Source organism: Paenibacillus sp. FSL W8-0186, from assembly GCF_037969765.1.
Lineage (GTDB): Bacteria > Bacillota > Bacilli > Paenibacillales > Paenibacillaceae > Fontibacillus > Fontibacillus woosongensis.
In genome coordinates, this window is record NZ_CP150207.1 from 2,034,440 (window position 1) to 2,048,476 (window position 14,037).

General features: G+C 49.9%; 12 protein-coding genes. 10 read left to right on the plus strand and 2 right to left on the minus strand.

Annotation, left to right across the window (positions count from 1 at the left end; translation table 11 throughout):
- Nucleotides 1-450: 450 nt before the first annotated feature.
- Complete coding sequence (locus tag MKX50_RS08965) at nt 451-1,098, minus strand: transcriptional regulator (RefSeq protein ID WP_339159223.1); 648 nt, start codon at nt 1,096-1,098, stop codon at nt 451-453.
- Between the two features lie 304 nt (nt 1,099-1,402).
- Between MKX50_RS08965 and MKX50_RS08970 the strand changes: the two genes are divergently transcribed.
- The 5 genes from MKX50_RS08970 to MKX50_RS08990 all read left to right on the plus strand — a co-directional run bounded on the left by MKX50_RS08970 (nt 1,403) and on the right by MKX50_RS08990 (nt 6,622).
- Entirely contained in the window at nt 1,403-2,737 is a 1,335-nt protein-coding gene (locus MKX50_RS08970; RefSeq protein ID WP_339159224.1) for a hypothetical protein, read from the plus strand.
- 114 nt (nt 2,738-2,851) lie between these two features.
- The gene (locus MKX50_RS08975; RefSeq protein WP_213588905.1) at nt 2,852-3,571 is read left to right on the plus strand and encodes a DUF981 family protein; all 720 of its coding nucleotides are present in this window, start codon (nt 2,852-2,854) and stop codon (nt 3,569-3,571) included.
- A gap of 135 nt (nt 3,572-3,706) precedes the next feature.
- Nucleotides 3,707-4,147 (plus strand): nucleoside deaminase, encoded by a 441-nt coding sequence (locus MKX50_RS08980; RefSeq protein ID WP_213588904.1) that lies wholly within the window; start codon nt 3,707-3,709, stop codon nt 4,145-4,147.
- Nucleotides 4,148-4,397: 250 nt separating this feature from the next.
- The gene (locus tag MKX50_RS08985; protein ID WP_339160057.1) at nt 4,398-5,516 is read left to right on the plus strand and encodes a Gfo/Idh/MocA family oxidoreductase; all 1,119 of its coding nucleotides are present in this window, start codon (nt 4,398-4,400) and stop codon (nt 5,514-5,516) included.
- Between the two features lie 17 nt (nt 5,517-5,533).
- Entirely contained in the window at nt 5,534-6,622 is a 1,089-nt protein-coding gene (locus MKX50_RS08990; RefSeq protein ID WP_339159226.1) for a Gfo/Idh/MocA family oxidoreductase, read from the plus strand.
- Nucleotides 6,623-6,673: 51 nt separating this feature from the next.
- On the opposite strand, the gene MKX50_RS08995 is transcribed toward MKX50_RS08990, so the two are convergent.
- Nucleotides 6,674-7,420, minus strand: a complete 747-nt coding sequence (locus MKX50_RS08995) for a VOC family protein (RefSeq protein WP_213588902.1) — start codon at nt 7,418-7,420, stop codon at nt 6,674-6,676.
- Nucleotides 7,421-7,692: 272 nt separating this feature from the next.
- Between MKX50_RS08995 and MKX50_RS09000 the strand changes: the two genes are divergently transcribed.
- The 5 genes from MKX50_RS09000 (at nt 7,693) to MKX50_RS09020 (ending at nt 14,013) form a co-directional block, all read left to right on the plus strand.
- Entirely contained in the window at nt 7,693-9,783 is a 2,091-nt protein-coding gene (locus MKX50_RS09000; protein WP_339159228.1) for a chemotaxis protein CheA, read from the plus strand.
- A gap of 65 nt (nt 9,784-9,848) precedes the next feature.
- Complete coding sequence (locus tag MKX50_RS09005; RefSeq protein ID WP_213588899.1) at nt 9,849-10,346, plus strand: chemotaxis protein CheW; 498 nt, start codon at nt 9,849-9,851, stop codon at nt 10,344-10,346.
- Between the two features lie 62 nt (nt 10,347-10,408).
- Nucleotides 10,409-12,142, plus strand: a complete 1,734-nt coding sequence (locus MKX50_RS09010) for a methyl-accepting chemotaxis protein (protein ID WP_339159229.1) — start codon at nt 10,409-10,411, stop codon at nt 12,140-12,142.
- 15 nt (nt 12,143-12,157) lie between these two features.
- Nucleotides 12,158-12,973: a protein-glutamate O-methyltransferase CheR gene (locus tag MKX50_RS09015; protein WP_213588897.1), complete on the plus strand. Its 816-nt coding sequence runs from the start codon at nt 12,158-12,160 to the stop codon at nt 12,971-12,973.
- A 20-nt stretch (nt 12,974-12,993) separates the two neighbouring features.
- On the plus strand, nt 12,994-14,013 hold the full coding sequence (locus MKX50_RS09020) for a chemotaxis response regulator protein-glutamate methylesterase (protein ID WP_213588896.1): 1,020 nt from the start codon (nt 12,994-12,996) through the stop codon (nt 14,011-14,013).
- The last annotated feature ends 24 nt before the right edge of the window (nt 14,014-14,037 follow it).

The following is a 14,037-nucleotide window of genomic DNA, read 5'->3' on the forward strand; positions in this document are numbered from 1 at the left end:
TGTTGTCCGTTGGCTTTAACTAGAATCACTTCAACATTGCGCAAGTTCCCCACACTCGTCAGTTCCCCGGGCTACCACCACATCATGCACTTCTTCACTAAACGCTCTACGTATAGCTTTCTCACCCAACCCATCACATATATCCTCACCCACCGAACCCGGCACACTCTATCTACTATGCACTTCATCAACGCCCTATGCACATAGCTTAGGCACACCCCACACCCCACACCCCACACCCCATACATCAGATGCACCAACCCTACTCTCTATAATCCTTATAACTCCCTACATCTATCCTAGAGCAGCATCTCAAACTACAGTTACTTGATGACCCACCAAACCCCATGAAACCCCATCAAACCTCATCAACTCATCAAACCTCACCAAAATTTCACCCAAGCTCATTTTTACTTTATCCTCCCTAGCTTCCTAGTTCCGAACTAACACTTATAACCTCAGTTTATAGCTCCGTCTCCGCTGCTTTCCACTAGCAATGCACAGGATACTCATGTCAAGTAGACGATGCAGAATCCGTCTGGCGTGCCGGTCGCTAATTCGCAAATGATGGGCAAGTTCGGAAGGAGTAAAAGGGCGCAGCACACGGCGGGCAAAACGTATCGTTTCAGCTTCAAGCCAGGACAATTGGGAAGGGGTATCCATGGAAATAAACCTGCCTATGAAGGATAGAACAAGCTGCTGGCATTCCTCGGGTTCGTCTTGGATGGACAAATAGGCGATCGGCAGAAAAACCCATCCGTCCAGAGCAAGCAAACAATGCCTCCGGCATAGATCCTTGAATCTTCTAACATCCAAATCCCTCGCGTGAGGCCCGTATCCCTGAATTTCAATTCCGCCTTTCGCATCCCCAGGCATGTAGGCCAAATCCAAATAACGATATCCGCTATGGAAATCGCGTACCTCCCACTCGGGATACAGGTTGTTAAAATTACCGACCGCAGGAAACCAAACTGACCGCAAAAACGCCACTGTCCCATGTCCGAGTCCCTTTTCAAGCAGCTCCAGTCGCCGATGGTTCTTTTCCTCCGATATATGTCTCTGCATCCAGTTGTCATATTCTTCTTTAAAACGCTGCATTGGCTGCACACCCTTTCATTATTATGAATCGGCATCAACTGGAACCAAAAAAGCCGCTCCGATTCAGCATCGCCTTCCTTAATTAAGAAAGGGATGCTTGTATCAAAGCGGCATGTGCTCCATGACCGATTACATGTTGAAATGAATGACATCTAAGGTAAGTATAGAATGAAACTGTATTAGTCAGCAAGCTTCAAGTGTCCTCATCTGGATTTGAAAAATTAACTTTTTATCCGATAAAAGGAATATACGAGTTCACGACGTGAATTTCAAAAGTCTATTTGAGAGGCGGATCTACTTCATCATGACAATCTGGGAGAGACTGGACATTGAGCCGACCCATGACCTGAAAACCATAAAACGCGCCTATGCGAAAATGCTGCAAGTTTACCATCCGGAAGAGGATGCCGAAGGCTATCAAGCTCTACGCGAGGCTTATGACAGGGCGCTGAAATTCGTCAAGGAGCAGCAGGTAAGGAGAGACGCTGGGGCGGAAGCGTCAGCGTCAGCATCAGCATCAGTGTTAGGGGCAGAAGTGTCTATAGATGTTTCGTTAGCTTCAACAGGGCAAGCAGCGGCACCATATGAAGACAGCTCCGATCATGCCGATAACTGGGGCAACCCGGAAGTCGACACATATGATGATGAGTTAAAAATCAGCACCGTTCAGCAGTTTATAGAAAAAGCGGCAGATCTATATCAACATTTTCCCTCACGAATTAACCCCGAGCTGTGGATGCAGCTGTTGAACTCGGATGTTGCCTGGGACACCACAAATAGACGGAGTTTAAACACGGCAATGCTCGATTTTGTACAAAGCCATAGGTTTTTTCCTTCAGCGATATGGAGACTGCTGGATGGATTTTTCCATTGGAAAGAGGAAATGAGGGAATCGCTGGAGCCTCATATCGTGGAGATTCCAGCTTCTTTTAAAAAATATTATCTGGAACAGCTCAACGAAGACGGATTAAATTATGAATACCTGCTTCGAGCGGAAAATATCAATATAGATGAGTTTTTGCAGTATCGCGAGCATGGTTACCGGTCGCTTAAGGAGAACAAGCTGGAGGAAGCGGGACAAGCTCTGAAGCTCGCTCTTCAATTATTTAACGATGATCCTGATTTGTTTCGTCTGCTTGGTGAGTATTACTTTAGAACATCGCAATATGGCCTAGCGGTAAATGTATTAACAAAAGAATTGCAGATGCGGCCAGGTGAATTCGAAAGTCATTACTTACGGGCTAAGTGTTATTACTACGGCAGACAAATAGAACTGGCTCTGCTGGACTGCGAAATCATCTTAAAGATGTGGCCCGCACATCTTGAGACAAGAATTCTACTGGGGCATTGCTTTAGTGCGCGGGAACAGCGAGAGCAGGCTCTGGCCAGCTATAGATATGTCCTCAATGTGACCGATGCAAGTGACATAGGAGATTATATGATCCGTAAACAAGCTTTACAAGGTATTTTTGAAATTGAAGAAAGAGACAGTATCCAATCTAAATCAATTTATTCGGAGCGTGAGTTAATCGAACACAGTCAAAGTCCGGAAGGAAGCCGCGATCAGAGAAGTTCAGTCAATTATGGGCTACTTATATTTGCTGTCTTGTTCATATTGAAATTCATCTTCACAAGATAATTTTGCTTAGCTACATACATAAAAAAGATTGTTCTCACCCGTATAGTATGCCGTATTAGTTAATGGGAATAAATGGACGTAACGCATGAATTTCACGTATACGGGGGGCAACGCATGCATATTGATTGGTCACAAACCCAGGTCTACAATACCATCATGTCCGTCGCAACAGGGATCGCGCTGCTGATGCTGGTCCGCTTCAGCCAGCATGTCACCCGCGGAGATAAAATCAGCCTCGAAGGCTGGTCTATTGGCTTTGCCGTTCCCGGTTTTATTCTAACCTTGACGGGTGGAGCGATGACGCTTACCTGGCCTTTGTCAAAAATCGGGTTTCCGTTCGATGACATCATATTTGGCGAGCCTACACTGGCTTTTGGCGTCATGCTGCTGGGCGGAGCTATTCTGATTTGGCGCAGATCGAACCTCCATCATAAGGCGGAGCTAAGCGACAAGGAAGCCAAGCAGCAATCTGGAGTGCTGACTTCACAGCTCATCGACATGATTCGGCCTCTGTCCTATTTTGCTGCCGCCATGGGGCTGGCGCTGATATCCATTGCTATCGCTGGCGTATATTATCAGTTATTCGCAGCGCCGCCCGAAGAGCCGATATCAGGACGGTTTGCGGATTATCCGCTGCTGGAGGCCTCTTTTATATCTGGTCTCTATGCCGTTACCGGCATCGGGGCGATTCTCCTGCCATTTTCCCTGGCCACAAGAAATCCAATAGTCACCCGCATTATGGGGTTATGCTGGAGAGTCACGGGGATACTCTTCGTCCTGTTCGGGGCGATGAATTACTTTACGCATATCGGGCTTATCATTAACACGATGTGAGAGAAGCTGTACTGCCGACCAAAGCGAATGACGGAGAGGCTGCAACCGACTAAGGCTGCAGCCTTAGTTAGTGCCTCGGGCTTAACGCCAGGACAAGGCGGATGATATAATTGCAGAGTCGGGAGGGTTGTACAGATGAATACTCAACAATTTCTGCAGCTGGCGATCGATTTAGCCCGCAGCAACGTGAAGGAGAAGGGCGGCCGGCCGTTCGGGGCCGTCATTGTGAGGAATGGAGAGGTCGTGGCGACCGGCGTCAATACTGTGTTGGAAACGAAGGATCCAACGGATCACGCCGAGATGAGAGCGATTCGGGAGGCCAGCCGCGTATTGGGAAGCGAGCTGCTGTCCGACTGCGAGATTTACGCTAGCGGGGAGCCGTGTCCCATGTGCCAGGGCGCGATCCAGCGGGCTGATCTGAAGGCCGTCTACTACGCATCCCCCAAGGAGGTTGCCATGGAGGCAAAGGTCGTTCCGGCGGGGAGCAACCTGAATATTCCTTTTCAATACGTCGAGATGGCGAACGGATCTGAGCCTTTTGAATTATGGACCAAGCGCAAGGAAAATACGGAATAGGGCAAACGGAACGCCATGCGCTTCGTCATAACGCTGCGCGGGCAGCAAGAACAGGCCATTCCCAGCAGCAGTTGGGATGGTCTTTACTTTTAATTTGGAGAAATTAAAGTAAATTGTGCATTGTTCTTATACAAATCAGCTATTTGAATTGCTAATATAATAGGAGAATTTTCGAAGTGCTCGCCAGCAATTACCTTGGAAGCGCTATCTTATTGTCATCGGGGAGTGAACCGTCATAATACGCGTAGCTATTATCGGTACAGGGTCCATTGCACATTCTCATGCGGCTGCTTATGCCTCTTTTTCAGAGCGCTGTAAGGTGGTTGCTTTAATTAATCGTCATGAAGATAAAGCCATTTTGCTTCGGGACAAATTTCAATTCGACTGCAAAGTCATGCAGGATTATAAAGAGCTGCTTCATGAGGAGGATATCGACTTGGTGTCCATTTGTACTCCGCCTCAAATGCATGCCGAGATTGCTAGTGATTTACTGAGCGCAGGGAAACATGTGCTTGTCGAGAAGCCGATGGCGATGTCGCTTGAGGAATGCGATCAAATGCTGGCTGCTGCCGCTGAATCTGGATGCATTCTGTCCGTCGTGGGCCAGAACCGCTTCCATGAACCCAATTGGAATTTGAAGCATATCCTAGATTCCGGATTACCAGGGAAAATCGTCCACGCCCAGGTCGATTCATATCATTGGCGCGGCGAGAGTTATTACGATTTATGGTGGCGCGGAACCTGGGAGCAGGAAGGGGGCGGCTGCACGCTCAACCATGGCGTTCACCACATGGACATGCTGTTGTGGATGATGGGGATGCCGCAAAGTGTACAGGCTGTCATGAGCAACACCTCGCACCCGAATTCGGAGGTCGAAGATATCTCCATTGCGATTCTTTCCTATGCGGATGGGAGCCTGGCGCAAATTACGAGTTCCGTCATCCATCATGGGGAGGAGCGGCAGATGGTATTTCAAGGCGAGCACGCCCGTATTTCTTCTCCCTGGAAAGTGTATGCCTCGACGGCGAAAGACAATGGGTTTCCTGAGCGGAACCCTGCTTTGGAGACGGAAATCGAAGCTTACAGGGATGGGATTGAACCGCTGCTGTATAGCGGGTTCGAAGGGCAGGTTGATAATGTTTTGACAGCTATCGAGAATGGATCGCATCAGGTACTTATCGACGGTCAGGACGGAAGAAATGTGCTGGAGCTGATTACGGCCGTTTACGAGGCATCCATAACGAAGCAGCCCGTCAGCCTTCCATTGGCGAAAGACAATCCCTTTTATACGCGAGAAGGCTTATTGGCCCATGCTCCCCGTTTTAACGCCAAAACGAGGCCAGCATTAAAGGCGAGTGAACAGCAATAGGTCGGGAGGAAGACGAGATGAAGCCAGTAAAATTCAGCATTATCGGCGGGGCAGGCTTTCGGGCCCAATATTTTTTGCGTATTGCGGAGGCTCTGCCGGAGACTTTCCAGGTCAGCGGTATAGTCGTCAGGAACGAGTCCAAAGCAAGAGCAATGGAGGAACGGTGGGGTGTAACGACTTATCGTTCGCTTAAACAGCTTCTGAAGAGCGAAAGTCCCGATTTTATCGTCGTTTCGGTCAGCGGAGCAGCAGGGATGGAATATTTGTTCCAGCTGGCTGAGGCGGGCATACCGGCACTGATGGAGACGCCGCCGGCACCGGATTTGGAAGGCCTGGAGCTGCTGCATGATCGGCTAACGGCTATAGGCGCTCGCGTTCAAGTCGCGGAGCAATATCATTTTCACCCTATCCAAGAAGCGCGTCTCGCTCTCATTCGCTCGGGAAGACTGGGAAGAATTACGGAAACGACCGTTTCTATCTCCCATCTTTATCATGGTGTCAGCTTGATCCGCAAAATGCTGGGCATCACCTTCGAGGAAGTTAAAATCCGAGGCATGCGTTTCCAATCCGAATGGGTGCAGGGACCGACGCGCCAAGGCCCGCCAACCGAAGATGCGATGATTCCTTTGCAGCGGGATTTAGCTTGGCTAGATTTTGGAGACCGGCTCGGAATTTATGATTTTACGAAGGATCAGCATCGTTCCTGGGTGCGCTCGAACCATCTTTCCGTTCGCGGGGAACGCGGAGAAATATTCGACAGCCGCATTTTAATCCAGCAAGAGTCGACGATACCGCTGCAAATGGAGCTAAAACGGATAAACAAAGGGGAGCTCGAAAATCAGGAGGGTTACTTCCTGCAGGGCATTTTGTGCGGCGACCAATGGCTCTATGACAATCCGTTTGCTCCGGCGAGGTTGTACGATGATGAAATCGCCATTGCCCGCTGCCTGCAGCGCATGGCTGAGTATGTCCGCGGCGGGCTTGAGTTTTATAGTCTTGCGGAAGCGTCGCAGGATCATTATTTGGGGATGCTGATCGAGAAGGCGATCCTGACCGGGGAGACCGTTGCATCAACAAGACAGCGCTGGGCGCTGGATCGGCCATAACAAAATACAGCCCGACGCCATGGATTGAAGGTGTTCGGGCTGTTTTTTTTCTTAGAACTCGAGCATCCCGAACTCCCTGCCCTCCGGGTCGCAGAAAGCAAAGGCCTTCAAGCCGTCTTCCTGTTCTGTTAGAGCAGTGACGCTCACGCCTTTGCTTTGCAGGTAGCGATGATCCTCCGCCGCGCTGCTTGTGCGAAATTCGCATACTCTGTGCTGAATGACGCTGACAGGCGACTCCACCACATTTACCGGGATTTCCTTGAAGCAGCGGAAGCGGGCGTTCTCCAGCGAGTCGGTGGGGTGATCAAACGAATATTCGATTTCAGCGTCAAATATGTCCTTATACCACTCAAAGGAGCGGTCAAAATCGGTCAGACTGATAAAAATGCCATCAATCCGAAAATAATTGTTTGGCGTATCAGGCCAGGAGGGATCGCTGATGATGTTAAACGGATTGCCGTCCGGATCATGAACGTCAAAGTCGACATAGTGGAGCCAGTCCTCCGGCCGATTGGCCCGTACCTGCGACTTGTCCAGCATGTCGTAAGCTTTTCGCGCATCATGAGCTTTGAAGTTAATAGGTACCGTATCGTATTTGTTCAGTTTGCCGCACTCTACGAGCGTCAAAGTGGTTCCTTCGGCCAGGCGCAGTTTTGCCCGATCTGAATTTAGCTCCTGAAGCTGCAAACCGAAGTGCTGCTGGTACCAGCGGGAAGAAGCTGAAGCGTTGGTGACGGGAAAATAAAATTCATGCAATCCGGTAATATGCAGGGCAGAGATGCGGTTAGGCTTGGGCATTCAGAATCATCCTTTCCAAATATCTTGATAAACAAAGCTTCCAGTTACCGGAAGGTCAATCTTTTTTTAGAATAACATAAAACCTGCAGCTTCATATTCGAACATTTAGGCTAAACTGGACAATCAGACAAAATTCGACAAAATAAATTTAAATATTTCATAATTCGACATTATCTCGTTCCGTTTTTACACGCATCATGATAAAATACCTAATAATAGAGGACTAAATGCCCATTATTCCATACATATGAGATAGGAGGTGATCGTTCCGCATGACAGACTATTCGTCAATCGATACGCTTCTGGAGATGTTCATCTTCGAAACATCGACTTTGCTGGAGCAGCTGGAGCAGACCATTCTCGATTGCGAGCAAACAAAGGATTACGGCTTGGGCGTAGTTAATGAGATTTTCCGGATCATGCACACGATTAAAGGCTCATCCACCATGATGGAGTTTCACAACATTTCAACCTTGGCGCATGTAACGGAGGATCTTTTTTCGTTTATTCGGGAAAGGCAGCTTCAGCTTGCCGATGATTCGGCTGTTTCTGAGCTGATGCTGGGCAGCATCGATTTCATGAAGGTGGAGATGCTGAAAATCAAAAACGGCGATCCGGCGGACGGTGATGCCTCCTTTTTAATTGAACAGTTAAGGTCGCTGCTGGCGGAAATGAAGCAGTCGCACGGGACAGGCAATGCAGCAAGCGGTACGGCAATAAGTGTTCCTGACAGGCAGTCTCCTATGGAGTCTAAGAAATCAGGGACATCGCTTGAAAGCGGGCACTGCAGATATATGGCCGTTCTACGCTACGATGAAGGCTGCGAGATGGAGAACCTTCGCGCCTATCAAGCTGTAATGAACTTGCAGAGTGAGCTGCAATCGATCGCCCATGTTCCAGAGGATTTGCTGGAAGATGAGAAGGCGGTGGCGGAAATCCGCCGCGAAGGTCTGCGTTTGTCGTTCCAGACGGACAAGACGTATGACCAAATTAACCAGCTTCTTCATCAGATCAGCTATGTACGGAGCATCGTGCTTGAGAAACAATCGGATACGGGTGTTCCGTCCGTAGGCGAATTCACGCCCGAACTGGTCAAGGAGCAGCATAAGCTAGATGCTCCTGTGATTCCGCTGAGAGAAGCAACGCCAAGGGCGCAGGAGGAAACGAAGCGGGGCGCCTCATCCCAGCAGTCCAACTTTATAAGCGTACATATAGCCAAGCTCGATGAGCTTATGGATTTAGTTGGCGAGCTTGTCATCGCCGAAGCGATGGTCACGCAAAATCCCGATTTGCAGGGACTCGGCCTGGAGCTGGAGCAATTCCAGAAGGCTTCGCGCCATCTTCGCAAAATAACGACAGAAATGCAGGATATGGTGATGTCGATTCGCATGATCCCTTTATCCGGCACGTTTCAGCGCATGCACCGCATCGTCCGTGACATGGGCAAGAAGCTGGGGAAGGATGTGCGGCTGCAGCTGGTAGGAGAGGACACCGAAGTAGACAAGAACATTATTGACCATATTGCCGACCCGATTATGCACATGGTGCGGAATGCCATCGATCATGGGTTAGAGAGCGGTGATGAACGGATACGGAGAGGGAAGCCGGCGTATGGAACGCTGACGCTGGAAGCGAGCCAAGCTGGCGGCGAGGTGCTGATCCGGATCAGGGATGACGGGCGGGGCTTGGATAAAGAGAAGCTGCTGCAGCGGGCCAGGCAGAATGATTTACTCGTGAAGAACGAAAGCGAAATGACGGATAAAGAAATTTACAGCCTCATTTTCTTGCCCGGATTCTCGACGAAAGACCAAATTACCGAGTTTAGCGGCCGCGGAGTCGGGATGGACGTGGTCACCAAAAATATCGAATCCGTTGGCGGTGTCGTAACCGTTGACAGCGCCATGTATGAAGGCACAGCGATCACAATCAGAATCCCGCTAACACTGGCGATTATTGATGGCATGAACGTTAGGGTAGGAGAGTCAAGGTATACACTGCCGACAACGGCAATCAAAGAATCCTTCCGTCCAGCGGCCGGCGATATTATCACCGATCCGGACGGTGGCGAAATGATCATGGTGCGCGGGCAATGCTATTCTATCGTAAGGCTGCACCGGCGGTTCGGAGTTCAGACCGATGTTATCGGATTGACGCAGGGGATACTCATCATGGTCGAGCAGAATGACCGGCAGATCTGCATATTTGCGGACGAACTGATTGGCCAGCAGCAGGTGGTGGTAAAGGCGCTGCCGCCATATGTCCATAATTTGGCCAGCATTGAAGGTGTCTCCGGATGCACGCTCTTGGGCGACGGGAGCATCAGCTTGATCCTTGACGTTCAGGGTCTGTTGAATGGCAAGTAGCTTAAGCAGCAAAGCATTGTGTGTTATGACTAAGCAAGTTATCCAAGGAAGGAGGAAGGCATAGCATGTCGAGTCAGATACAGCAAGATGATATTGAAATCGAGGACACGCAGACAGGTAAATTCCTGACCTTTCAATTGGAGGAGGAGTTCTACGGCATCGAAATCAGGTTTGTCACGGAGATTATCGGAATTCAGAAGATTACCGAAGTCCCGGAAATGCCTGAATACTTACGGGGGATTATTAATTTGCGGGGCAAGATCATTCCGGTCATGGACGTGAGGCTTCGCTTCAAGAAGAGCTTCCGGGAATACACGGACCGTACCTGCGTCATTGTGGTCGACATTAAGGAAATCTCCATCGGTCTTATCGTGGACAGTGTGTCTGAGGTGCTGTTCATTCCGGAGGCGGAAATGATTCCGCCGCCTGAGTTTCATAAATCGACGTCTAAATTCATTAAGGCCATCGGCAAGGTCGGGCAGGATGTTAAATTAATACTAGACTGCGAGAAGCTGCTTCACGAGCAAGAGGTTGAGGATTTGGGCGAGATCGTCCGGCAATAGTTCGTCCGTAGATCGGCAATAAAAGGATGCTATGATAAGTCAATTGAGAGGAAGTGTTTCCTTTGGTTAGAGCATTTCGCAATTTAAGCATTGGCAAAAAATTGAATATCGGATTCATGGCTGTGTTGGCTGTTTTGGTGACATTATCAGTCATCAGCTACCAGAATTTCAGCAAAACTAGCAAAGCAATGGATTGGAACAAACATACATATGAAGTGCTGATGGGATTGCAAACTGTCCTGGACAGCATGGTCAATATGGAGACCGGGCAGCGCGGTTTTGCGCTGACGGGAAATGAAAGTTCTCTTGAACCTTATGTAAGCGGCAAAGCCAGCTTTGAACAGAGCTTCAATCACGTTAAGGAACTGACTTCGGACAACCCTTATCAGCAGGAGCTGATGAACAAAATCCAAAATGTGCACCAGGAATGGTTGCAAATCGCCGAGAATAACATTCAGCTAAGACGGAACGTTTCTAAAGGCATTGGCTCCATGGACGATGTCGTTAAAGAAGAGCAGGCCGCGAAGGGCAAAGCCGCCTTTGATGAATTCAGGGCTATTATTGCGGAAAGCTCGGGCATAGAGTCCAAACTTTTGCTAGAACGCAGCTTGGAAGCCGAGAGAGTTGAGTCGATCACCAAAACATCGATTATCGCAGGTTCTGCCGCAGCTGTATTGCTGTCGCTCTTGATTGCTTTCATCATTACAAGATTGATTACTCGCCCGATCTACGAAGTGAAGCAGGCAGCTGAACAGGTGGCGGACGGCAACCTGGATGTTATGGTACAGGTGCATTCGAAGGATGAGATCGGAGCGCTGTCCGAAGCGTTCAGAATTATGGTGCATAACATGAACGACGTGCTGGCGAATATTAATACGGCGGCAGAGCAAGTTTCCTCCGGTTCGCGCCAGGTATCTGAGACGAGCATGTCTCTGTCTCAAGGGGCTACCGAGCAGGCGAGCTCTGTGGAACAGCTGACCGCCTCGCTAGAGGAAATTGCCGCGCAGACGAAGCAGAATGCCGATAATGCGACAGAGGCCAATGCATTAGTTGAGACTGCCAGAGAGAATGCTGTCCAAGGCAATACGCAGATGAAGGAAATGCTGGGCGCCATGGACGATATCAACAAAGCTTCGGAGAGCATTTCCAAAATCATTAAGGTCATCGATGAGATTGCCTTCCAAACGAACATTCTGGCGCTCAATGCCGCGGTAGAGGCAGCAAGAGCAGGACAACACGGCAAAGGTTTTGCCGTGGTTGCTGAGGAGGTACGGAATTTGGCGGCCCGCTCGGCAAACGCAGCGAAGGAGACAACGGAAATGATCGAGGGCTCCATCCGTAAAGTGCAGGACGGCACGAAAATCGCTAACGAAACGGCATCGGCCCTGCAGCATATCGTGGAGGACGTGGCAAAGGTAGCCGAGCTGGTGAACGAGATTGCTATAGCCTCTAACGAGCAGGCCTCTGGCGTAAACCAGATTAATCTAGGGCTCATGCAGGTATCGCAGGTGGTGCAGGCAAACTCGGCGACCTCGGAAGAGAGCGCGGCAGCTAGCGAAGAGCTGTCGGACCAGGCAGAGCTGTTGAGAGAGCAGGTTGGCAGATTCAAGATCAAAAGCCAATCCCCGCCAGCTTACAGGGAGCATGGGCAGCTGAATCCGGAAGTGATGAGGCTGCTGGATTCGATGTCGGAGAAGAAAAGAATGCAGGCCTTCGCCGAGGACGGCGAACCTGCAGCCGCTGGAACCTCACCGCGTAAAATTATGCTGTCGGATCACGACTTTGGCAAATATTGAGGATCATGACAACCGATGTTTACTATAACGGATAGAGAATTTGCGCAGCTCGCCTCCTATATTCATTCGAACAGCGGCATTTATCTGAAGCCGGAGAAAAAAATGCTGGTGCTCGGCAGGCTGCATCAGGTTCTCCTGCAGCTCGGCCTTGATAATTTTACCGATTATTACGAGTATCTGGTCTCGGATCAGAGCGGAGCCGCGATGGGTACACTGATCAATAAAATCACGACCAACCACACGTTTTTCATGCGGGAAGCGAATCATTTCCACTATTTTAAAAACCATGTACTTCCGTATTTAAAGCAGACTGTGGCAAGCAGGGATTTACGCATATGGAGCGCCGGATGCTCAACGGGGGAGGAGCCTTACTGCCTCGCTATGCTGATGGACGAATACTTCGGCATAAGCAAGAAGGAGTGGGATACAAAGCTGCTGGCCACAGATATATCGGACAAGGTGCTTAGTCTGGCGAGTCAGGGAATTTACGAGAAGGGAACGATCGGGAATCTCCCTAAGCATTGGAGGAGCACATATTTTACAAAGCTGGACGAGGACCGGGTTCAAATTGCCGAGGGCATCCGCAGAGAGATTATTTTCAGGCGGTTTAATCTGATGTCGCTGAGATTTCCATTCCGCAGGAAGTTTCACGTTATATTTTGTAGAAATGTTATGATCTATTTCGATAACCGCACAAAAGCGGAGCTTATTCAGCGTTTCTATGATTGGCTCGAGCCGGGCGGGTACCTGTTTATCGGGCATTCGGAGACGATTGACAAGTCGCAGAGCCGATTCCATTATGTTATGCCTGCGGTGTTCCGCAAGAATTGAGGGAAGGCAGTAGGAGGCGTATGAAAAGCAGGATAAAAGTACTGGTCGTCGATGATTCTTTGTTGTTTCGGACTTTTATAAGCAAAGGAATATCCACTGACCCCGCGCTGGAAGTGGTGGCGACCGCAAACGATCCCTTTGACGCTAGGGATAAAATCATCAGGTATAATCCGGATGTGATGGTCTGCGATGTGGAAATGCCGAGGATGAACGGCATTGAATTTCTGCGCCGCCTCCTGCCTCAGCATCCGCTGCCGGTCGTTATTGTCAGCGCGGTGAGCCAAGCGGTGTTTGAGGCGATGAGCGTGGGGGCGGTGGATTTCATGACCAAGCCCGACATGAGCGCCCTCGGCAGGATTGAGCCGTTCGTGGAGGAATTGATTCAGAAAATACATATCGCTGCCAAGGCCACGGTTGTCAGTTCTGCCATAACGGTCATCGAACCTGTTCCTCATTCAGAGAGAATGAGCACGGACAAGAAGCTGATTGCCATAGGCGCCTCTACAGGAGGCACGGAGGCCATCTATAATCTGTTGAAGCTGATGGACCCGCAGCGGTACCCCGGGCTTGTCATTGTCCAGCATATTCCGCCGGTGTTCTCCACGATGTTTGCGGAGCGGTTGAACCGGTTCACTGCATGGATGGTCAAGGAGGCGGAAACGGGCGATATCATCGAGCCTGGCAAGGTATTGATGGCGCCTGGCGACCGCCATATCAGGATCAGGAAATTTGGCAGCGGTTATAAAGTCGTTTGTTCTCAAGGGGAAAAGGTAAGCGGGCATTGTCCCTCAGTTGACGTATTGTTCGAATCCGTCGCCAAGGAAGCCGGCAAAGAGGCGCTTGGTGTGATTCTGACTGGTATGGGTTATGACGGAGCAAGAGGCATGCTCGCCATGCGCAGAAAAGGAGCGAGGACGATCGGGCAGAATGAGGAATCGTCAGTTGTGTACGGAATGCCCAGGGCTGCCTATGAACTGGGCGCCGTGGAGAAGCAGGCTGCGCTGCAGAACATTCCCCGCCTGATCAACGCCATGCTATAATCGGTTGGAATGAAGGATCGAGCA